The 20,598-nt window shown below is 66.5% G+C and carries 20 protein-coding genes; 12 read left to right on the top strand and 8 right to left on the bottom strand.

Features of this window, described 5'->3' with window-relative positions; genetic code table 11:
* Positions 1-227: 227 nt before the first annotated feature.
* On the bottom strand, positions 228-1,346 hold the full coding sequence (locus HT578_RS16085) for an NADH:flavin oxidoreductase (protein ID WP_213500689.1): 1,119 nt from the start codon (positions 1,344-1,346) through the stop codon (positions 228-230).
* A 156-nt stretch (positions 1,347-1,502) separates the two neighbouring features.
* Here HT578_RS16085 and HT578_RS16080 point away from each other — a divergent pair, with 156 nt between their 5' ends.
* Entirely contained in the window at positions 1,503-1,883 is a 381-nt protein-coding gene (locus HT578_RS16080) for a winged helix-turn-helix transcriptional regulator (protein ID WP_039389014.1), read from the top strand.
* A 30-nt stretch (positions 1,884-1,913) separates the two neighbouring features.
* Here HT578_RS16080 and HT578_RS16075 read toward each other — a convergent pair whose 3' ends face one another.
* Positions 1,914-2,231, bottom strand: a complete 318-nt coding sequence (locus tag HT578_RS16075; protein ID WP_213500688.1) for a heavy metal-binding domain-containing protein — start codon at positions 2,229-2,231, stop codon at positions 1,914-1,916.
* 97 nt (positions 2,232-2,328) lie between these two features.
* On the opposite strand from HT578_RS16075, the gene HT578_RS16070 reads away from it, so the two are divergent.
* Positions 2,329-3,063, top strand: a complete 735-nt coding sequence (locus HT578_RS16070) for a CPBP family glutamic-type intramembrane protease (RefSeq protein WP_213500687.1) — start codon at positions 2,329-2,331, stop codon at positions 3,061-3,063.
* 40 nt (positions 3,064-3,103) lie between these two features.
* Here the strand turns inward: HT578_RS16070 and HT578_RS16065 are convergent, their stop codons facing one another.
* The gene (locus tag HT578_RS16065; protein WP_039389019.1) at positions 3,104-3,340 is read right to left on the bottom strand and encodes a DUF2312 domain-containing protein; all 237 of its coding nucleotides are present in this window, start codon (positions 3,338-3,340) and stop codon (positions 3,104-3,106) included.
* A 214-nt stretch (positions 3,341-3,554) separates the two neighbouring features.
* Between HT578_RS16065 and HT578_RS16060 the strand changes: the two genes are divergently transcribed.
* Both HT578_RS16060 and HT578_RS16055 read left to right on the top strand, forming a co-directional pair.
* Positions 3,555-4,679, top strand: a complete 1,125-nt coding sequence (locus HT578_RS16060; protein ID WP_213500686.1) for an acyltransferase family protein — start codon at positions 3,555-3,557, stop codon at positions 4,677-4,679.
* A gap of 78 nt (positions 4,680-4,757) precedes the next feature.
* On the top strand, positions 4,758-5,822 hold the full coding sequence (locus tag HT578_RS16055; protein ID WP_213500685.1) for an AI-2E family transporter: 1,065 nt from the start codon (positions 4,758-4,760) through the stop codon (positions 5,820-5,822).
* Between the two features lie 23 nt (positions 5,823-5,845).
* Here the strand turns inward: HT578_RS16055 and HT578_RS16050 are convergent, their stop codons facing one another.
* Entirely contained in the window at positions 5,846-6,157 is a 312-nt protein-coding gene (locus tag HT578_RS16050) for a DUF1244 domain-containing protein (RefSeq protein ID WP_213500684.1), read from the bottom strand.
* Between the two features lie 77 nt (positions 6,158-6,234).
* Here HT578_RS16050 and pyk point away from each other — a divergent pair, with 77 nt between their 5' ends.
* Both pyk and HT578_RS16040 read left to right on the top strand, forming a co-directional pair.
* Positions 6,235-7,716: a pyruvate kinase gene (pyk, locus tag HT578_RS16045; protein WP_213500683.1), complete on the top strand. Its 1,482-nt coding sequence runs from the start codon at positions 6,235-6,237 to the stop codon at positions 7,714-7,716.
* 77 nt (positions 7,717-7,793) lie between these two features.
* Positions 7,794-8,423 (top strand): LysE family translocator, encoded by a 630-nt coding sequence (locus HT578_RS16040; RefSeq protein WP_213500682.1) that lies wholly within the window; start codon positions 7,794-7,796, stop codon positions 8,421-8,423.
* Positions 8,424-8,454: 31 nt separating this feature from the next.
* Here the strand turns inward: HT578_RS16040 and HT578_RS16035 are convergent, their stop codons facing one another.
* Positions 8,455-9,117, bottom strand: coding sequence for a YggS family pyridoxal phosphate-dependent enzyme (locus tag HT578_RS16035; RefSeq protein ID WP_213500681.1), 663 nt, complete (start codon positions 9,115-9,117; stop codon positions 8,455-8,457).
* Between HT578_RS16035 and HT578_RS16030 the strand changes: the two genes are divergently transcribed.
* The 4 genes from HT578_RS16030 (at position 9,116) to HT578_RS16015 (ending at position 14,578) form a co-directional block, all read left to right on the top strand.
* On the top strand, positions 9,116-9,748 hold the full coding sequence (locus HT578_RS16030) for a thiamine phosphate synthase (protein WP_213500680.1): 633 nt from the start codon (positions 9,116-9,118) through the stop codon (positions 9,746-9,748). The two genes, HT578_RS16035 and HT578_RS16030, sit on opposite strands and share 2 nt — an antisense overlap.
* A gap of 69 nt (positions 9,749-9,817) precedes the next feature.
* Positions 9,818-12,268, top strand: a complete 2,451-nt coding sequence (locus HT578_RS16025; RefSeq protein WP_213500679.1) for a DNA translocase FtsK — start codon at positions 9,818-9,820, stop codon at positions 12,266-12,268.
* On the top strand, positions 12,265-12,690 hold the full coding sequence (locus HT578_RS16020; protein ID WP_213500678.1) for a hypothetical protein: 426 nt from the start codon (positions 12,265-12,267) through the stop codon (positions 12,688-12,690). The genes HT578_RS16025 and HT578_RS16020 overlap by 4 nt, the downstream gene beginning before the upstream one ends.
* Before the next feature lie 100 nt (positions 12,691-12,790).
* Entirely contained in the window at positions 12,791-14,578 is a 1,788-nt protein-coding gene (locus tag HT578_RS16015; protein WP_039389032.1) for a cation:proton antiporter domain-containing protein, read from the top strand.
* Here the strand turns inward: HT578_RS16015 and HT578_RS16010 are convergent.
* A complete protein-coding gene (locus HT578_RS16010; RefSeq protein ID WP_039389035.1) occupies positions 14,563-15,018 on the bottom strand; it encodes an Lrp/AsnC family transcriptional regulator in 456 nt (151 codons plus the stop codon). The genes HT578_RS16015 and HT578_RS16010 overlap by 16 nt on opposite strands.
* A 156-nt stretch (positions 15,019-15,174) precedes the next feature.
* On the opposite strand from HT578_RS16010, the gene ald reads away from it, so the two are divergent.
* Both ald and HT578_RS22295 read left to right on the top strand, forming a co-directional pair.
* Positions 15,175-16,290, top strand: coding sequence for an alanine dehydrogenase (ald, locus tag HT578_RS16005; protein WP_039389037.1), 1,116 nt, complete (start codon positions 15,175-15,177; stop codon positions 16,288-16,290).
* A gap of 58 nt (positions 16,291-16,348) precedes the next feature.
* On the top strand, positions 16,349-18,061 hold the full coding sequence (locus HT578_RS22295; RefSeq protein WP_277884173.1) for a sensor domain-containing diguanylate cyclase: 1,713 nt from the start codon (positions 16,349-16,351) through the stop codon (positions 18,059-18,061).
* Here the strand turns inward: HT578_RS22295 and HT578_RS15995 are convergent, their stop codons facing one another.
* Positions 18,062-18,484 carry an acyl-CoA thioesterase gene (locus tag HT578_RS15995; RefSeq protein WP_213500677.1) on the bottom strand — a complete coding sequence of 141 codons (423 nt, stop codon included), beginning with the start codon at positions 18,482-18,484 and terminating at the stop codon, positions 18,062-18,064.
* A 5-nt stretch (positions 18,485-18,489) separates the two neighbouring features.
* Entirely contained in the window at positions 18,490-20,559 is a 2,070-nt protein-coding gene (locus HT578_RS15990; RefSeq protein ID WP_213500676.1) for a S9 family peptidase, read from the bottom strand.
* Positions 20,560-20,598 lie beyond the last annotated feature (39 nt).

The following is a 20,598-nucleotide window of genomic DNA, read 5'->3' as shown; positions in this document are numbered from 1 at the left end:
GAGCAACACTTGCCACCATCCCACGTCGCGCCAGGTGCCCATCTTCCAGCCGACCTGACGGTAAATGCCCACCGGCGCGAGCCCCATCGCCTCGCGCGGGACGACACGGCCCGCGTGGGGAAACGCGATCCCGGCGAAGCTCGCGCAAACGCCGGGACCGGCAGGCCAGGTCAGGAAGATGCTTCCGGGGGCGATGGCCCCTTGAAAGAAGTCCTCGTCTTCACTGCTCAGACCAGTTCGGCAAGAGCGGCCGGATCGAAGCCCTTGAGCCCGTCCGCCTCGCCGCCGCGCACCTTGGCGACCCAGTCGGGGTTGGAAATGAGCGCGCGGCCAATGGCGATAAGGTCGAACTCGTCGCGCTCCATGCGCGCGGTCAGCTGCTCAAGGCCCGTTGCCTTGGACGTCTCGCCCCCGAACGCAGCCAGGAACTCACCCGAGAGGCCGACCGAGCCGACGCTGATCGTGGTCGCGCCGGTGAGTTTCTTGGCCCAGCCGGCGAAGTTCAGGCCCTGCTCGCCATCGATCTCGGGGAACTCGGGCTCCCAGAAGCGGCGCTGCGAGCAGTGCAGGACATTCGCGCCCGCATCGACGAGCGGGGCCAGCCAGGACGTCATTTCCGCAGGCGTGGTGGCAAGCTTCACCGAGTAATCCTGCTGCTTCCACTGGCTGAGACGCAGGATGAGCGGGAAGTCCGGGCCGATCGCTTCGCGCACGGCCGCGACCACTTCGGCGGCCATGCGGGAACGCTCCGCAATCGTCGCCCCGCCGTAGCGGTCCTCACGCTGGTTGGTGCCGTCCCAGAAGAACTGGTCGATCAGGTAGCCGTGCGCGCCGTGCAGTTCGACCGTGTCGAAGCCCAGGCGCTTTGCGTCGGCCGCGGCCCGTGCAAAGGCGGCAACGGTGTCGGCGATGTCCTCCTCGCTCATGGCCTTGCCGCGCGGATCGCCGGGGCCGACGAGGCCCGAGGGGCTCTCGACCGGGGCCTCGGGTTCCCAGCCGCTCATGCCGCGCGTGGAGCCGGTGTGCCAGATCTGCGGGCCCATCCGGCCACCTGCGGCGTGAACCGCATCGACCACGCCCTTCCAGCCCGTGAGCGCCTCCTCACCATGGAAGAAGGGAATGCCCGGCTCGTTGCGCGAGTTGGGTCGGTCGATCACCGTGCCTTCCGATAGGATCAGGCCCACCCCGCCCTCGGCCCGGCGGGCGTAGTAGGCGGCCTGCTCGGGGCCGACGAGGCCGTTTTCGGCAAACGAGCGGGTCATCGGCGCCATGACAATGCGGTTGGCAAGGTCGAGGCCGCCGCGCTGGAAGGGCTGGAACAGGATGTCGGTGGCAGATGTGCTCATGGGAAGGGCTCCATCGGAACGAGGAATGGGGGAGAGATTGATTGGATGCCCGCTTAGGTATATCTTTGATACCTGGGTTCAAGAACGCACCTTCAATTCGCCAGGTATCCTCAAGGATACCGCCCCTCGACCAACCGCCCTCCTGCGAGTTTCACGATGCCCCTGTGCCAGCATTTCTCGGTCGATTGCCCCAGCCGCAAGCTGTTCGAACAGATCGCGGACAAGTGGTCGATGATGGTCCTCACCGTCCTCGAACATGGGCCCGTGCGCTTCAACGCCATCAAGCGGCATCTGGAAGGCGTGACCCAGAAATCCCTGACGCAATGCCTGCGCAAGCTGGAGCGCAATGGCCTTGTCGAGCGCCAGGTTATCCCGGCTTCGCCGGTCGCGGTGGAGTACGGCCTGACCCCGCTCGGCCAATCGCTCCTACCGCCCTTCAAGGCGCTCTATCTCTGGACGATCGACAACATGGCGCAGGTCGATGCTGCGCGTACGGACTTCGACCTGCGCCAGGAGGAGGCCCGGGTCAGCGCCTGACGCCCGGGCGAGGGCCGGGACGCGCGCGGATCAGATCCGTACGGCCGTCCCCGAACAGCTGACCATCAGCATCGAGCCGGTCTTGCCGATCGTTTCGTAATCGATGTCGACCCCGATGACGGCATTGCCGCCAAGCCGCGCGGCCTCGGCTTCCATTTCGGCGAGCGCCTCCTTGCGGGCGCGCTGGAGCACCTGCTCGTACTTGCCCGAGCGGCCGCCCACGATATCGGTGATCGAGGCGAAGAGATCGCGGAAGATGTTGGCCCCCACGATGACCTCCCCGGTCACGACCCCGAAGTACTTCTGGACAGGCTGCCCCTCGATCAGCGGCGTGGTGGTGACAATCATCGGCAAGGCTCCCATGTAAGTGCGTGATCCAGGCCATTCCCGAAATGCAGCGGGAACACAACGCTTTGGCAAGAATCTATCGGTCAGGAGATAGCCCATGACACGCCCAACGGTTCCCCTGGCATCCGCCGCCTCGCCCGGCATCGTCGCCATTCTGGCCGACCTTGCCCGCTTCGTACGCCGCCCGCGCGTGCTCTCCCCGGAGGGTTTGCGCCGACTTTCCAGCTGGAAGGTGCTGGGCGTCCTCTATGTACTCCACGTCGCGGTTCTGCTGCTGATCACCCTGCCGCTGACCGCGCTCCTGCAGAGCCAGCTTGGTCTGACGCCGCCCGACGCCTTCGACCAAATGCCGGCCGGATGGCTGCTGCCCGTCACGGTGATTGCCGCGCCGATCATCGAGGAAATGCTGTTTCGCGGGTGGCAGAGCGGGCGCCCACGCGCGCTGTGGCTGCTGGGCTGCGGACTTCTGGGTGCCGTCGTCATCGCAGGCCAGGCCCATGGGCTTGCCCCCTTGTGGATTGCAGGGCTACTGCTGGCGCTGGGTGTCGTGGCGGGACTGGGCTGGTTCGCGCTGCGTCGCCGACCTGCGCCCACCTGGTTCCAGCGTGCATACCCGGCGATCTACTGGTTGGCCGCGCTGGTCTTTGCAGGGATCCACATCTTCAACTACGGCAACGCCACGGCGCTGACCGCACTGCTGGTGCTGCCCCAGCTGTGGGCCGGGATCATGCTGGGCTATACCCGCCAGAGACTGGGCGTGGGCGCAGGGATGCTCCAGCACGCGGGCGCCAACGCGGCGACCATGGCGCTGGCTCTTCTCGCCGGGATGTGAGGAACGGCCGGGACCTGTGGCCCCGGCGTTCCCGAATGGATCAGTCGAGGCCGAGCGCGCTGCGGTAGGTCTCGAGCACCATGTCCATCTCGCGACGGTCGTCGGGCTTCATCTTACGCAGGCGCACGATCTGGCGCATGATCTTGACGTCGTAGCCCACGGCCTTGGCCTCGTTGTAGACGTCGCGGATGTCGTCCGAGATGCCCTTCTTTTCCTCTTCGAGACGCTCGATGCGCTCGATCAGCAGGCGAAGGCGGTCGTCGGCGGTTTCGGCCATGGAATTTCAGCTCCGAAAGAAGTTTTGAGAATCGGGTGTCGCCAAGGCGATCGGGCGCAGGCTGATAGCCGCTGCGGGGCCTTTGCGCAAAAGGTGATCCTGTGGAAAGCCTGTTCGAGACCCACCGTGCGCGAAAACGGATGCAGTTCGCATACCGCGCACCGCCCTTTCCGACATACCCTGCCCCATCACATGCGCGTTTCAGGGGATGGCGATGACGGACAGAAGGGCTCGCACGCATCCTTGCGGCTTCGCGCTGGAGCCAGCGCAGGGCCAGGGCTTCGCCGGAGCGCACCAGCCCCTCATCTCCCGCGCCGACGCGAACGCGATCAAGGGGATCGCCATCCTCCTGATGTTCACGCATCACCTGTTCGCCCTGCCCTCGCTGATCCGCCCGCCCAGTTCGTTCGAGCCTCTCCTCGCCGCCCTGCCGCTGGAGGTGTACCTGGGCCGGCTTGGCAAGATCTGCGTCGCGATCTTCCTCTTCCTCTCCGGCTATGGCTTCGCGCAAGGGACGGCCCGGCCCGATATCTGGCGAAGGCACCTGGACAAGGCGGGCCGTTTTCTCGGCACCTATGCCTTCTATTTCACCGTTGCGGGCCTCGTGGTCCTGACCGTGTCGTTTCTTTCACCTAGCGATGAAATCCCTGCCCGCATCGCCCGAAACCTTGGCGTGCAGGGTCTCCTCACGCTGGGAAAGCCACTCGTCTACGAATGGTGGTTTGCCCAGACCTATCTGGCGCTTATCCTGCTCTTCCCCGTTCTGGCGCGGTCGGCCAGTCGGGTACCATGGCTGATCGGCCTGGCGCTGATGGCTTTCCTCACCGGCGCACTGCTTGATGGACGCCAGCTCAACCCGGCGCTGTTCTCGGTCACGAATCTGCTGATCTGGCAATTGCCGTTCACCTACGGCCTCGCCTTCGCCCACCTGGAAAGACGCCCCCGATGGCAGGAAGAATTTGGCTCGGCGCGCCTTGCGGGGGGCGCTTCGCTCGCTCTTGGCGCAGGCTTCGTTCTGATCGAGACCACGGCCCCCAAGGTGCTTGCCCCCTTCCTGATCGTCGCCTGCCCCTTGGCGCTCCCGTCCCTCATCGCGTGCGGGCGTACGCCTGCGGCCCGCGCGTCCCTTGCATGGCTGGGCCAGCGTTCGCTTCCCCTCTGGCTGATCCACCCTTTCCTGTGCACCTACCTTGCGCAGGAATGGATCTACGCAGGACGCCACTCGCTCCTCATCCTCGCCTCGTTGCTGGTCCAGACGGTTCTGCTCGCTGTCGCTCTCGAAGCGGCGCGCTCCGTCCTCGTCGCCCATCTTGCCAGGGCCCGTCCGCGGCTTGCCTGACGCGCACTGGCCGGAACATCTCGAAGGCCCCGTGGTTTGCCCCTCGAACCTCCACGGAAATACGAAAGGGAAGCGGCCATGGAAGGCCCCACCGCGCACGACAGCGCTCCACACTGGACACCGGCGCGGGTTGCCATGGCCATCGTCACCGCGCTGGCCATCATCGGCGTTGCGCTGCTGCTGGTGCGCATGGTCAGCTTCCTCCTGCTGGTCTTCGCCGCGATCGTCCTGGGCGTCGTCTTCGATGCGATTACCCGGGTGATCTGCCGCCACACCCCGCTGAACCGGGGCATATGCCTGACCCTGGCCGTGCTGCTGCTGCTGGGTGTCTTTGCCGGAGCCTTCTACCTCTTCGGCGCGCAACTGGCCGCCCAGTTCGACATGATCCGCGACAGTATTCCGGGCGCCATCGCCCGCGTCGAGGACCTGCTCGACAGCCTGGGCGTGGGCGAGACGGTGCGCAACGCGCTTGAACAGGGGCGCGAACAGATTTCCGGCGTGTTCTCGCAGGCGGGCGGCTACGTGCTCACCGTGGGCAGTACGCTTACAAATCTCGTCCTCGTGGTGGCGGGCGCGGTGTTCCTGGCGGCCAACCCCGACCTCTACCGGCGCGGGTTCCTGAAGCTCATTCCCAAGGTCGCGGATCCAACGGCCGCAGAGGCGCTGGACGATGTCGGCATGGGCCTCAATGGCTGGATGAAGGGGCAGGTCGTCTCTTCGATCGTCGTCGCCCTCCTCAGCTGGATCGGGCTGGAACTTCTGGGCGTCCCGTCTGCGGCGGGCCTGGGCGTCATGGCGGGCCTGCTCGACGTCATTCCCATGCTGGGCCCCGTCATCGCAGGCTTCCCGGCCGTCCTGCTCGCCTTCACCGTCTCCCCGATGACGGCGCTGTGGACGCTCCTGCTCTATCTTCTGGTGCAGCAGTTGCAGGGCAACGTGCTCCAGCCGATGATCCAGAAGCAGGCGGTCAACATCCCGCCCGCGATCCTGCTCTTCGCGGTGCTGGCGGCGGGCATGCTGTTCGGCTTCCTCGGCGTTCTGCTCGCCTCCCCGCTCACGATCACCGCCTTCGTCCTTGTCCAGCGCATCTACGTAAAGACGCTGCTGGGCAAGGACGTGCAGATCGGGCCCGAAGACGCCTGAAGGCCACCCCCCGCGCGGCGGGCTCAGTGCCCCGGTGCGTTCTTCTTGAGGCTCTCTTCCATGCGCGCAAGCTGCTCGGGCGTGGCCTCGGACTGGTACTTATCCTTCCATTCGGCAAACGGCATCCCGTGGATCACCGCGCGCGCCTCGGCCTTGTCACCCTCGAAACCGGCATCGCGGATCCAGTCGGCAAGGCAGTTGCGGCAAAAGCCCGCGAGGCCCATCAGGTCGATGTTCTGGGCATCGTGGCGCTGTTGCAGATGATGCACCAGTCGGCGGAACGCCGCTGCCGCAATTGCATCATCAAGCGTGTCTATCGTTGCTTTCTCGTCCATATTCCTGCCGTTCGATCTTGGTTTAGGAGCCACCCTTTGCCATATGGGCGGCGGGTTTCGAAAGAGGCAGATAAAACTTGGCAAGCATTCCCTACCGCCGTTCTCCGCATCACCGTGGCATCAAGCGCCAGCGCAAGGTCAAGATTCTGGCCACGCTGGGCCCGGCCAGCCGCGACAAGGAGACCATCGCCAAGCTGATCCAGCGGGGGGCCGACGCCTTCCGCGTCAACATGAGCCATGGCGACCATGACACCCACCGCGAGACCATCGCCAACGTGCGCGCGGTCGAAAAGGACCTGATGCGCCCGATCGCGATCCTGTGCGATCTGCAAGGGCCCAAGCTGCGCGTCGGCACCTTCGAGGCCGGCAAGGCCTTCATCAAGCACGGCGCCCACTTCACGCTCGACCGTGATCCGGCGCCTGGCAACGATGAACGCGTGTGCCTGCCCCACCCCGAACTCTTCGGCATCCTGACCAAGGGGCAGCGCCTTCTCATCGACGATGGCAAGCTGCAGCTGCGCGTGATCCGCGCCGAAACGGACGAGATCCTGTGCAGCGCCGAAGTCGGAGGGCCGATCTCGGACCGCAAGGGCGTGAACGTGCCCGATGCGCTCGTCCCGATCCCCGCGCTTACCGAAAAGGACCGCCGCGACCTCGACTTCGCGATGGATCAGGGCGCCGACTGGATCGGCCTCTCCTTCGTGCAGCGTCCCGAGGACGTGGCCGAGGCGCGCCGCCTGATGGGCCCCAAGGGCTCGCTCATGGCCAAGATCGAGAAGCCCGCTGCGGTGGAGAGCCTCGACGAAATCATCGAGATCTCCGATGGCATCATGGTCGCGCGCGGGGACCTGGGCGTCGAACTCCTCCCCGAGGAAGTGCCCCCGATCCAGAAGCACATCGTGGAAAAGACCCGCGCCTGGGGCAAGCCGGTGGTGGTCGCCACACAAATGCTCGAATCGATGATCAAGAGCCCCTCGCCCACCCGCGCCGAGGTCTCCGACGTGGCCAACGCGGTCTACGATGGCGCCGATGCGGTCATGCTCTCGGCCGAGACGGCGGCGGGCGACTGGCCGGTCGAAGCGGTCACGATCATGGACCGCATCGCGGTGAAGGTAGAAAGCGACATTACCTACCGCGAGCGTATCCACCTCGCCAAGGCGCCGCTCGATGCGACCACGGCGGACGCGCTCGCAGGTTCGTGCACCCAGATCGCCGACACGCTGCCGATCGAGGGCATCATCGTCTTCACCAGTTCGGGCATTTCGGCCCGCCGCGTGGCGCGCGAACGTCCGGCAGCCCCCATGCTGGTGCTCACCCCCAGCCAGGAAACCGCCCGGCGCGGCGCGCTTCTGTGGGGCGCACACACGGTCATGACGCGCGACATCGGCAGCTTTGAAGAGATGATCGCCAAGGGCAAGCGCATGGCACTGCGCCACGGCTTCGGCGCCGCCGGAACCAAGCTGGTGGTGCTGGCGGGTGTGCCTTTCGGCACCAAGGGTTCGACCAACCTGCTGCACATCGTGACGCTGACGGGCAGCGAGCTCGACACGCCCAACTGATCGCCCATCACACGCAGCTACGCCGCGCCGGAGCTTTGCTCTCCCACGCGGCGTAGTCGCTTTCACGGACACCCCCCATGCCCCTCCAGACCTGGTGGCTCTTTGCCCTGACCGTCTTTGCGATCAGCGCCACGCCCGGCCCGAACATGCTGCACATCCTGACGCGCAGTGTCGATTTCGGCCTGGCGCGCACGTTCGCGGCGATGGCGGGCTGCCTTTCGGGGCTGATGATCCTGCTGACTGCATCGGTCGCGGGTCTCTCGACCCTGCTGGTGGCGGTGCCCGGACTGTTCACGGCGCTGCGCTATGCAGGCGCGGCTTACCTCGTGTATCTCGGAATCAAGGCCTGGCGCACCCGGGCAGGCCTGCTGGATGTGGCCGAAACGGCCTTGCCCCCGGCACGGCTCGGTGCAGCGGCGCTCTACCGTGGTGGTCTCGCGATTTCGCTGAGCAACCCCAAGGCGATCCTCTTTGCCGCCGCCCTGCTGCCCCAGTTCATCGACCCTGCCCAGCCCACCGGCCCGCAGTTCGCGGTGCTGCTCGCCACGTTCGCCGTGATCGAGAGCTTCTGGTACATGACCTATGCGCTGGGCGGACGTTCGATGGGGCGCGCACTGGAACGCCCCAGCGTGAAAAACCTCTTCAACAAGCTGACCGGCGGCCTGTTCGTGGCCTTCGGGATCGCGCTCCTGACCGCGCGCGGATAAACCGGCGCGCAGCCAGGGAGCCCGCTCCGGCTCAGTCGCGCGCGCCGAACAGCGCCGAGCCGACGCGCACGTGGGTCGCGCCCAGCAGGATCGCTGTCTCGAAGTCGCCGCTCATCCCCATCGAGAGCTGGTCGAGGCCGTTCTCCTGCGCGATCTTGGCGAGAAGCGCGAAGAAGGGCGCCGCCTCAATGCCGAGCGGCGGCACGCACATCAGGCCGATCACCGGAATGTCCGCCTCGCGCGCGGCCTCCAGCAATGCCGGCACGTCGGCAATCGCACATCCGCCCTTCTGGTCCTCGTCGCCGATGTTGACCTGCACGAAGCAGGGCACCTGCCGCCCGGCCTTGGCCATCGCCTTGCCCAGCGCGCTCACCAGCGAGGGGCGGTCGAGCGAGTGGATGCAATCGAACAGCGCGACCGCGTCCTCGGCCTTGTTCGACTGAAGCTGGCCGACGAGGTGCAGCACCAGATCGGGGTATTCCTCGCGCAGCGCCGGCCACTTTTCCTGGGCTTCCTGCACGCGGTTCTCGCCAAACACGCGCTGACCTTCCGCGATCAACGGCCGGATCGCGTCCACCCCGTGGGTCTTGGAAATGGCGATGAGTTCGATGCCCGAAGTCTCGCGCTGGGCGATACGGGCCGCGTGATCGATGCTTTCGCGCACCTCGCGAAGGGGAGTGACTGGCTCATTCATGGCGCGCTGCTATAGCGTCCCCGTGCCGAACTGCCACCCATCGAATCCGCGCAAGCCACAAGCAAGGCCCCTTCCCCGGCTCTGGCTCATCAGCGATGCGCGCAACGATGCGGGACTGGAGCGCGCCCTCGCCCGCCTGCCACGGGGATCGGGCTTCATCTATCGCCACTACCACTTGGGCGAGGCGGACCGGCGCGCCCGCTTCACCCGGCTTGCCCGGACGGCGCGGGCCCACGGCCACACCGTGATCCTTGCCGGAAATGTTGCAAAGGCCCGCCAGTGGGGCGCGGATGGTGCCTATGGCCGCGCGCGCCTGCTGGCACCGGGGGCGCAGAGCCTGCGGCTCGTCACCGTCCACTCGCTCACCGAATTGCGCGCCGCCCACGCCGCGCGCGCCGATGCAGTGCTGCTCTCGCCCGTCTTCGCCACGCGCTCGCACCCGGGCGGGCAGGTGCTGGGCCCCGTGCGCTTTCGCGCCATCGCGGCGCGCGCGCAGGTCCCTGTCATCGCCCTTGGGGGAATGAACGCCCACCGCGCCCGGGCCCGGGGCATCGCACGCTGGGCCGCAATCGACGGTCTTTCCGGCGATTCGCGCCATCCGCCCACAGCCTCATTCCCCCTCTGTTCTTGACGAAAACCGCCCCGCCTGCGCATGATCGCGCGGATTAGGGCCCAATTTTCAATACGCGGGAATTCGATCATGGCATCTCGGGCAATCGGCTCCGGACAGCGCGCGGGCAAGCCGGACTGGCGCGCCGTGCTTCGCCGCTCGGTGCGCCGCGCGGGCGAACTGGGCGGGGCGGTGGTGCTCTTTGCCGCCATGCTGTTCCTGATCACGGCGCTTGCCACCTACAGCCAGACCGACCCGTCCGCTTCGACCGCCGCAGGCGGTGAGGTGCAGAACTGGATGGGCCCGGTCGGGGCCTGGGTGGCCGACCAGTTCCTGTTCTACTTCGGTCCCGTCGCCTGGCTCTTCGTCCCGCTCCTCTATGTCTTTGCCCGCAAGCTCTGGCTGCTGGTGGAGGAAGAGGACGCCGAGGCCGAGCCATCCGACCAGCGCTGGTGGAAGCCGGTTGCCATGCTGGTACTCGCGATGATGCTGATCACGACGGTGCTCTCCTTGTGGTTCTCGGAGCCCGGCGGCACGTTGCCCGCTTCGATGGGGGGCATGTCCGGGCTCCTGGGGGCCTTCCTCATTGACGCCCTCGCCAGCCTGGCCCCGGCCGCCGCCGTGGTCTGGATCAAGATCGGCGTCGCGCTCGTGTTCTTCGTCGTGGGGCTCACGCTTGTGGGCCGTGTCTTCGCGCTCGACTGGGCGCGCCTGCTCTCGCTTCCCGGGCGCATCGGTCGTCTGCCCCAGGCGCTCCCCTCCCCCTCGCGCTTCTCCCGCGAAGGCAAGGAACCCCGTGCCCCCAAGGCCCGGCGCAAGGGCCGTACGACCAGCGAGGACGAGGAGGACGCCCTTTCCTTCGAGCCCGACGCTCCGGCCAAGGCCGCGCGCGAGGACGCCCGCAGCGGCGCGGCCGTGGGCCTATCCGACACCGCGCCGCGCCGTTCGCCCGCCATCGTCGACAGCCAGCGCGCGGCCAAGCCTGCACAGATCGGCGTGGGATCGAGCCAGACCGACCTGTTCGACGAATACAAGCTGCCCTCGCTCGACATCCTTGCCGATCCGCCCGAAGGCTCGGACAAGGTGATCGACAAGCTCAGCCTCGAGCGCAACGCGCGCCTCCTCGAAACCGTGCTCGACGACTTCAACGTCAAGGGCGAGATCACCGCGGTACGCACCGGCCCGGTCGTCACCATGTACGAACTGGAACCCGCGCCCGGCATCAAGTCGAGCCGCGTCATCGGTCTCGCTGACGACATCGCGCGCAACATGTCCGCGATCTCGGCGCGCGTTTCCTCGATCCCGGGCCGTACCGTCATGGGCATCGAACTGCCCAACGCGGACCGCCAGATGGTCTCCTTCAAGGAAATGGTCGCCTCGGAGGCCTTCGCCCACCACAAGGGCATGCTGCCGATCATCCTGGGCAAGGACATCGCGGGTGAACCCGTCGTGGCAGACCTCGCCACCATGCCCCACCTGCTGGTCGCAGGTACGACCGGCTCGGGTAAGTCGGTCGGCCTCAACGCCATCCTGCTCTCGCTGCTCTACCGCCTGACGCCCGCGCAGTGCCGCCTGATCCTGGTCGACCCCAAGGTCCTCGAACTCAAGAGCTACGACGATATTCCCCACCTGCTCTCGCCGGTGGTGACCGAGCCGCCCAAGGCGGTGCGCGCGCTCAAGTGGGCGGTCGAGGAGATGGAACGGCGCTACCGCATGATGAGCGAGGTCTCGGTGCGCAACCTTGCCGGCTTCAACGAAAAGGTGCGCAAGGCCGCCGCCAAGGGTGAGCCTCTCGGCCGCCGGGTCCAGACCGGCTTCGATGCCGAGACGGGCGAAGCACTCTACGAGGAAAACCAGCTCGACTACGAAGTCCTGCCCCAGATCGTCCTCATCGTCGACGAGCTCGCCGACCTCATGGTGACCGTGGGCAAGGAAATCGAAGTGCTTATCCAGCGCCTCTCTCAAAAGAGCCGCGCGGCGGGCATCCACCTCATCATGGCGACGCAGCGCCCGTCTGTCGACGTCATCACCGGCGTCATCAAGGCCAACCTGCCGACCCGTATCTCGTTCGCCGTCACCAGCCGCATCGACAGCCGCACGATCCTGGGCGAACAGGGCGCCGAGCAGCTGCTCGGCAAGGGCGACATGCTCTACAAGCCCAGCACCGACCCCATCAAGCGCGTCCACGGCCCGTTTGTCTCGGACGAGGAAGTCGAGCACGTTGCCGACCACTGGCGCGGCCAGGGCAAGCCCGAATACATCGAGGCCGTGACCGAAGAGCCCGAGGAAGGCAGCTTCGGCTTCGACGACCTGGACGCGACCGCCTCCGACCAGCCCGAGGAGCGCAAGTACCGCCAGGTCTGCCAGCTCGTCTTCGAGAACCAGAAGGTCTCGGTCTCCTGGCTCCAGCGCCAAATGGGCGTGGGCTACAACACCGCGGCCAAGTGGGTGGAGCGCATGGAGAACGATGGCTACGTCGGCCCGGCCAACCACGTCGGCCGCCGCGACATCTACCGCGACGAGAACGGCAACCCGCTGTGAAGACTGTGTCTCTCGCGCTGGCGCTTGCCGCCCTCACCCTGCCCGCGAACCTGGCCGCAGCCCCGCTGCCCCCGGGCCAATGGCAGCGCCTCTTCGCCCGCGATGTCGAGCGCACGCTAGGCCGCGCGGTTCTCGTCGACACGGCCTCGATCCGGATCGCCGGAAACACGCGCACCTACATCGAGGCGAACGTGCTCCAGTCGCGGCGCGGGGCCTACTCCAAGGGCACCACGCTCTACTACAGGCGCGCCGTCAATTGCGCGGGCGGTCGCCACCGTATCGTGAGCTGGTCGATCGTCGCACCCGATGGCCGCACGATCAGCAGCGGCACGAATTCTTCGCCGCAAAGCGGTGCGCTGCAATGGGACACCGCGCAGGGCAAGGTGCTGGGCTACGTGTGTCGGGGCATTCTTCCGCGCTGAACCCTTGGTAACGCCAAGGACAATCCCTAGGTTACGCGCCCCCGGCCTCGGCCAAGCTGCAACCTGACCGGCTCTGGCCGACACGACGAGGAAAGATCCAATGGAAGAGCATGGCCAGGCGTTCCTGCTCCAGGAAGGGTTCTTCCTCCTGGGAACCGCCCTTGTCTTCGTGCTGCTGTTCCGCCGCCTGGGGCTGGGCGCGACACTGGGCTATCTGCTCGCAGGCGCAATCCTGGGGCCCTATGCCCTCGGCCTGATCGGGGACGCGCAAGGCAAGATCGACTTTGCCGAACTGGGCATCACGCTTCTTCTCTTCATCGTCGGCCTCGAACTGGCGCCACGCCGCCTGTGGCGCATGCGCAGCGAGATCTTCGGGCTGGGCTTCCTGCAAGTCGCGCTGTGCGGGCTTGCCATCTCGGCGATCATCTACAGCTTCACGCCGTTCACCGTTCAGGCCTCGCTCGCACTGGGCCTGCCGCTCGGCCTGTCCTCGACCGCGCAGGTCCTGCCCATGCTGCAAAGCGCAGGCCGCCTCAACAGCCCCTTCGGCGAGCGTGCCTTCGCGATCCTGCTCTTCCAGGACCTCTCGATCATCCCCCTCATCACGATCATTGCGGCGATGAACCGCAACCCGGACCTGCCCGAAGGCCCTCCTGGCTGGCAGCTTGCGGTCATGACCGTGCTGGCCATCGTCGGCCTCGTTGCCGCCGGGCGCTTCGTGATCCGTCCCCTGTTCCGCCTCATCGGCAACCTGGGCGAGCGCGAGATGTTCGTCTTTGCCGCGCTCTTCACGGTCATCGCCTCGGCCGCGCTGATGCAGGCGCTTGGCCTCTCGACCGCGCTCGGCGCCTTCATCGCGGGTGTCATGCTCGCCGATTCGCCCTACCGCCACGAACTCGAAGCCGACGTCGAACCGTTCCGCTCGCTCCTCCTGGGCCTGTTCTTCATGGCGGTCGGCATGATGCTCGACCTTTCGGCCATTGCCGAGCGTCCGCTCTTCGTGGTCTCGATGGCGCTGGCCCTCATTGCCGCGAAGGCCGCCATCATCTTTGCCCTTGGCCTGGCCTTCAAGATGAAGTGGCGCAGCGCGCTCGCGCTGGGATTCCTGCTCAGCCAGGGCGGCGAATTCGGCTTTGTCCTCTTCGCACAGGCCAGCGAGGCCATGCTGATCGAAGGCCAAGCCGCCAGCCTGTTCGGCGCCATTGTCACCCTCTCGATGGTCGCCACCCCGTTCCTGATGATGGCCACCCGCCGCTTCCGCGAGGCCCCGCAAGGGCGCGCTGGAGAAGAGCGCGAAGGCCCGCGCGCGGACGGGGCAAGCGCAATCATCGTGGGCTACGGGCGCTTTGGTCAGACCGTCGCGCAGATCCTCAATGCCGCCGACATCGCCGTCACCCTCATCGACACCGACATCGACATGATCGACGTCGCCCAGCGCTTCGGCGCCAAGGTCTACTTCGGCGATGGGCGCCGGCTTGACCTCCTGCGCCAGGCGGGTTGTTCGGACGCCCAGATCATCGCCTTCTGCATCGACGGCGAGCAGCTCGACGATGGGTTCCTGCGCGCGGTCCAGACCGCCTTCCCGCAGGCCGCGATCTACGCGCGCGTCTACGACCGCCGCTCGCTTCTCAAGCTCAAGGACAGCCCCGCGCGCTTCATCGTGCGCGAGGTCCTGGGATCGGCTGTCACGCTTTCGCGCGCGATCCTCGATGGCCTGGGCCTTTCGGTCGACGACATCGACCGCGCCGAGGGCACCTACCGCAGGATGGACAAGGAGCGCCTCTCGCTCCAGCACGAGGCGCGCGACCTGCGTGTGGCGCACGACCGCATCATCACCGAGCCGCTCCACCTCGGGCGCGGCGGCGAGGCACCTCAGGGCACCGAGTAGCCGGCAAAGCGCTTCACCCGGCGCAGCGAGAAACTGGTCTTCATCGAGGACACCCCCGGCAGGCGCGACAGGCAATCGCGGTGGATCGTCTCGTAATGGTCGAGATCGGCCGCCGCGACGCGCAGCTGGTAGTCCGCGCCCCCGCTCATCAGGTGGCATTCGAGGATGTCGTCAAAATCGCGCACCGAACGCTCGAAGCGGTCCATCGCCTCGCTGCTCTGGCTGGTGAGCGCGATCTCGACGAAGACCTCGACCGGCAGCCCGATCCGGCGCGCATCGAGCCGCGCCACGTAGCCCGCGATCAATCCCTGTTCCTCCAGCGCGCGAATGCGGCGGTGGCAGGCCGAGGCGGAAAGGTGAACTTCCTCGGCCAGCTGGGCAATCGAACGCGAGGAATCGGCCTGGAGCGCCTTCAACAAGGCTCGGTCGGTACGATCCATGAACATTTTTCCCACACATTGATATTTGAAAGCAAAATTATTCGAACTTCAGCCCATCGCAAGGGCAAATGAGGTAAAACTTTGCGGCGGCCCACCTGTAGGCTGCTTCCATCAGGCGCCTGGACCTTCTCCAGGCACGGATCAGGGAGTTTGCGCATGCGCGTCGGTACCGTCACGGAAATCAAGAACCACGAATACCGGGTCGGCCTGACCCCCGAGAGCGCCAGCGAACTCGTCGCCAACGGCCACGAGGTCTGGGTCCAGAGCGGTGCGGGCCTCGGCATCGGCGCGAGCGACGAGCAGTACAGCGCGCTCGGCGCCAAGGTCATCGCGACCGCCGAAGAGGTGTTCGCGGGCTGCGACATGATCGTGAAGGTGAAGGAGCCGCTCGCCCCGGAACGCGCCATGCTGCGTGAGGGCCAGATCCTCTACACCTACCTCCACCTTGCGCCCGATCCCGCCCAGACCGAAGACCTGCTGAAGTCGGGCGTCACCGCCATTGCCTACGAGACCGTCACGGGCCCGAACGGCGCGCTGCCGCTCCTGAAGCCGATGAGCCAGGTTGCCGGCCGCATGTCGATCCAGGCGGGTGCCACCGCGCTCCAGAAGGCGCAGGGTGGCCGCGGCGTGCTGCTGGGCGGCGTTCCGGGCGTGATGCCAGGCAAGGTTGCCGTCATCGGCGGCGGCGTGGTCGGCTTCAACGCCGCGCAGATGGCCGCAGGGCTTGGCGCGGACGTGACGATCCTCGACCGCAACCCCGAAGTGCTCGAACGCCTCGGCAACTACTTCGAGGCGCGCGCCAAGACGCGCTTCTCGAGCCTTGCCAACCTGGCCGAGAGCGTGGCCGATGCCGACCTCGTCATTGGCGCGGTACTGATCCCGGGCGCGGCCGCACCCAAGCTCGTCACCCGCGAAATGCTGGGCACGATGAAGAAGGGCGCGGTCCTCGTCGATGTCGCCATCGACCAGGGCGGCTGCTTCGAGACCAGCCACGCGACCACGCATGACGATCCGACCTACATGGTCGACGGCATCGTCCACTACTGCGTGGCCAACATGCCCGGCGCTGTTTCGCGCACCAGCACCTACGCGCTCAACAACGTGACCCTGCCCCATGCGCTGGCTATCGCGAACCTGGGCTGGAAGGGCGCGCTGGCCCGCGATCCGCACCTTGCCGAGGGCCTCAACGTCCATGCAGGCAAGGTCACCTACAAGGCCGTAGCCACCGAACTGGGCTACGATTACACGCCCGTCTCGGAGCTTCTCGCCTAGCGTTCAATTCCAACCATATTAACCTTATCTTGAAGAGGCCGGGTCCAGGAAACATCGCATGTTTCCGTGGGCCCGGCCTTTCCTGTTCTGTCTTCTGATCGCGCTGGCGGGACTGATTCCGGGATTCGCCAAGGCTGCCAATGACTTCCCTGTCGGATCACGGTGCCATACGCTGGCGCCGTCCGAAACGTCCTCCGCGAATCTTGCCCGCACCCGCGAGGCCTGGACCTGCGGCCCTTCGGACTGGAAGGTCAGCGGAACCAAGGCAAGCTACGTACGCATCGACGTACGGGGGCGCGACCTGCCAGCAGATGCCGTCCTGACCACCCGCCTCACGCGCTACCGCAGCATGACGATCACCGCGATCGGCTCCGACGGTCGATCCGTCACGCGCGACATCCGGTCGGATGACCTGCGCTTCTCCACCACGCGCTGGCGGATGTACACCGCACTGCCGCGCCTTGATGGTCCGGTGGATGCCTACGTTCTCAAGGTGACGGGGCCGCGCCACATCGGGCTTCTCTCGGACGCCGAAGTCGGCGCGCGTGCTTCGCCCATGGCGGTTGGCAACCGGCAACTGATCCTGGCCGCGCTCTGTGGGCTGATGCTGATGCCGCTGATCCTTAACTTCGTGTTCTTCCGGATCCTGCGCCAGCGCTTCATCCTCTGGCACGCGGCGGCCGTCCTGGCGATGCTCACCCAGACGCTTGTCAGCAGCGGCCTCATCAACCGCTTCGTGCGTCTCTCGGTCACGGAACTGTGCCTGCTCTCGACCTTGAGCTGGGCGTTCATGGTCATCGCCACGCTGCGCTTCTTCATCGACCTGATCGAGCCCGAGACGCTGACCGCGCGCCAGCGCCTTGCCGTCGAACTGCTGTGCCCGTGGTTCCTGTTCTGGAGCGCGTACTACTTCCTCGCCGATGGGGTGCTGCTGCCCTCGGTCGCGCCGCTCTACTACATGTCGTTCCTGCCGATCATCGCCACCCTGCTGGCCACGATCGTTCTCTCGGCGCTGCGCGGCAGCCGCCTCGTCTGGTTCCAGATCGTGGGCTGGAGCCCGCTCATGCTGCTGGGCATCGCGCGCAACCTCTCGATCCTGGGGCTGACCGACGCACCGCTGGGCATGATGGTCGAGCAGCACTTCGCGATTGCCTTCGAGGTCGCGGTCACCACGCTGGGCGTCGCCGAACGGATCATGACCATCCGCCTGCAGCGCGACCATGCCCTGGCCGAAGCGCGCTTCCAGGCCAACCTTGCGCTGCACGATCCGCTCACCGGCCTCTTCAACCGCCGCGCGATCGAGGAAAAGTTCGACACGCTCTTGCGCACCGGTTTCCACACCATGGCCGCGCTCGACATCGACCACTTCAAGGCGATCAACGACACCCACGGCCACGCCGCCGGGGACGAGGTACTGAGAGCCGTGGGGCAGGCACTGGCAGGCGACAAGGACATCCTGACGGTGCGCCTGGGCGGCGAGGAGTTCCTGCTCCTCCTGCGCGGCGAGGGCGCGCTGGAACGCGCCGAACGCCTGCGCCAGGCCATTCCCAGCCGGGTCGCCAAGGAGCACGCAGGGCTGCGCAAGCTGGTCACCGCCAGCATGGGGGTCTATCGCCTGGACACGACCTGCGGGCACGTCCCTTCGTTCACCGAAGCCTACACGGCCTGTGACGAGCTGCTCTACGCGGCCAAGGCGGATGGGCGCGACTGCGTGCGCAGCAACGTCTGCATCGAGCCCCTCCCGACCACGCGCCTGGAACTCGTCGGCTGATCAGCTAGTTGGCGAGCCGTTCCAGAAAGGCGCGGCCACATCCTTGGGGATGCGCACCAGTCGCCCCGAAGCGACCTCGATCACGGCCCAGGTCGTGCGGGCGCGCACGAGAACCTTTCCCGTCTCCTCGTCCCCCTCACGGCGAAACGCGACGCAGCGGTCGAAGGTCGCGCGCTTGGGCGGATCGGGGATCCAGGTCGTGGCGGTCACGCGCTCGCCCTCGCGGATGTTGCCGCGGTAGTCGATCTCGTGCCGGGTCACGACCCAGACATAGGCCGCCTGGTGTTCGGGCGGAGCGACCGCCTCCCAGTGAGCGACGGAGACCTCCTCCATCCACTGCACCCAGACCGCATTGTTGACGTGGCCGAGCTGGTCGATGTGCTCCGAAGTGGCCTCGAAGCTGCGTGTGAACGGCTCGGCCATCGTGCTCAGCCCTCGATGCCCAGTTGCCACAGGATGAAGGCGAACTCCTCGGCGGTTTCCTTCAGGCTTTCGAAGCGGCCCGACTTGCCGCCGTGGCCAGCCCCCATGTTGGTCTTGAGGATCAATTCGTTGGTGTCGGTCTTGAGTTCGCGCAGGCGCGCCACCCACTTGGCCGGTTCCCAATAGGTCACGCGCGGGTCGTTGAGCCCGGCCGTCACCATCAGCGGCGGATAGGCCTGCGCCGCGACACGGTCGTAGGGGCTGTAGCTTGCGATATGCTCGAAGGCCGCCTTGTCGGTGATCGGATTGCCCCATTCGGGCCACTCGCCCGGAGTGAGCGGCAGCGTCTCGTCCAGCATCGTCGCCAGCACGTCGACGAAGGGAACGTGCGCGACGACTGCGCCCCACAGATCGGGATCGGAGTTGATGACCGCGCCCATCAGTTCGCCGCCCGCCGAGCCGCCCGAGATGCTGATCCTGCCCGCCTGCGTGTAGCCGCGTACGATCAGGCCCTTCGCGCAGTCGACAAAGTCGGTGAAGGTGTTGGTGCGCCGCTCCAGCTTGCCCGCCTTGTACCAGGCGCGGCCCATGTCATCGCCGCCCCGGATGTGCGCGATGGCAAAGGCAAAGCCGCGATCGACAAGGCTGAGGCGCGAGGTCGAGAAGCCCGGATCGATCGAGATGCCGTAGGCGCCGTAGCCATAGAGATGGAGCGGGCCTGCCCCTTCGCGGTCCTTGCGGTAGACGATGGAGACGGGGATCAGGGTGCCGTCGCGCGCCGCGATCTCGAGGCGCTCGGTGGCGTAGAGATCCTCGTCGTAGCCCGAGGGGATCTCCTGAACCTTGAGCGTTTCCAGCGTCTTCGCCTTCACGTCATAGTCCATCACAGAGGCGGGCTTCACCATCGATTCGTAGGAGAGGCGCAGCGTCTCGACGTGCCATTCGGGATTGGTGCCAAGCCCGGCCGAGTAGCTCGCCTCAGGGAAATCGATGGCCTCGATCCGGTTCGGATCGTCGTAATAGTGGACCGCGATACGGTCGAGCCCGCGCTCGCGCCCCTCGACGACGAAGAAATCACGGAACAGGTCAACGCCGGTCAGGTAGAAGTCGTCCGAGCCTTCGATGAGCGTGTTCCAGGCCGAGGGCGCATCGATCGAGGCGGTGGCGAGGCGGAAGTTCTCGTGCGTGTCGTTGGTGTGGATGAAGAGGACGTCGTTGCGCTCGTCGACGTCGTACTCCACGCCCTTCTCGCGCGCCTTCACGAGGATCTGCGGGCCCAGCGGATCATCGGCGCGCACCAGCCGCGCCTCGCTCGTCTCGTGGTCGCTGGTGCCGATGATGAGCCACTTCTCGTTGGCCGAGAGCGAGGAGCCGACGCGGAAGCCCTCGTCGTCCTCGTGGTAGATCTCGACATCGTCCGAGAGCGGCGTGCCCAGCCAGTGCAGGCGCGCGTTGTCGGTGCGCCACTGCTCGTTCGCCAGCGAGTAGACAAGGCCGGTGTCCTTCGCCACCCAGACCAACGCGGAGAGCGTACCCGGGATCTCGTCGGCCAGCAGTTCGCCGGTCGCAAGGTCCTTGATGCGCACGGTGAAGCGCTCCGAACCGTTGTCATCGACCGAGTAGGCAAGAAGCTTGCCGTTGGCGCTCACCGAAAGCGCGCCGAGGCGGAAGTATTCCTTGCCCTCGGCCAGTGCCACTTCGTCGAGGATCAGTTCGTCCGCGCCGCCCGAGACGGGCTTGCGCCACCACTTCTTGTACTCCGCGCCGTCCTCGAACTCGATCCAGTACAGGTAGTCGCCGTCCTTCTGCGGCACCGACGTGTCGGCTTCCTTGATGCGCGCGCGCATCTCCTTGAACAGCGCGTCGATGCGCGCCTGATGCGGGGCCATGCGCGCCTCGAACCAGCGGTTCTCCGCCTCGAGGTGGGCGAGCACTTCGGCGTCGGTCACCTCGGGATAACCGGGATCGCGCAGCCAGGCATACTCGTCCTGGACCGTGATGCCGTGGTGGGTGAAGGAATGGGGCTTCTTGGCCGCGACGGGGGCCGAAACGGGTGCCTGGGTGGAATCTGCCATCCCCTGCATCTATGTGTGCCCCATGACTCCCGCAAGCCG

Origin of the sequence: Novosphingobium decolorationis (genome assembly GCF_018417475.1) — a bacterium.
GTDB lineage: Bacteria > Pseudomonadota > Alphaproteobacteria > Sphingomonadales > Sphingomonadaceae > Novosphingobium > Novosphingobium decolorationis.
This window is presented reverse-complemented; position numbering and strand designations above follow the sequence as displayed.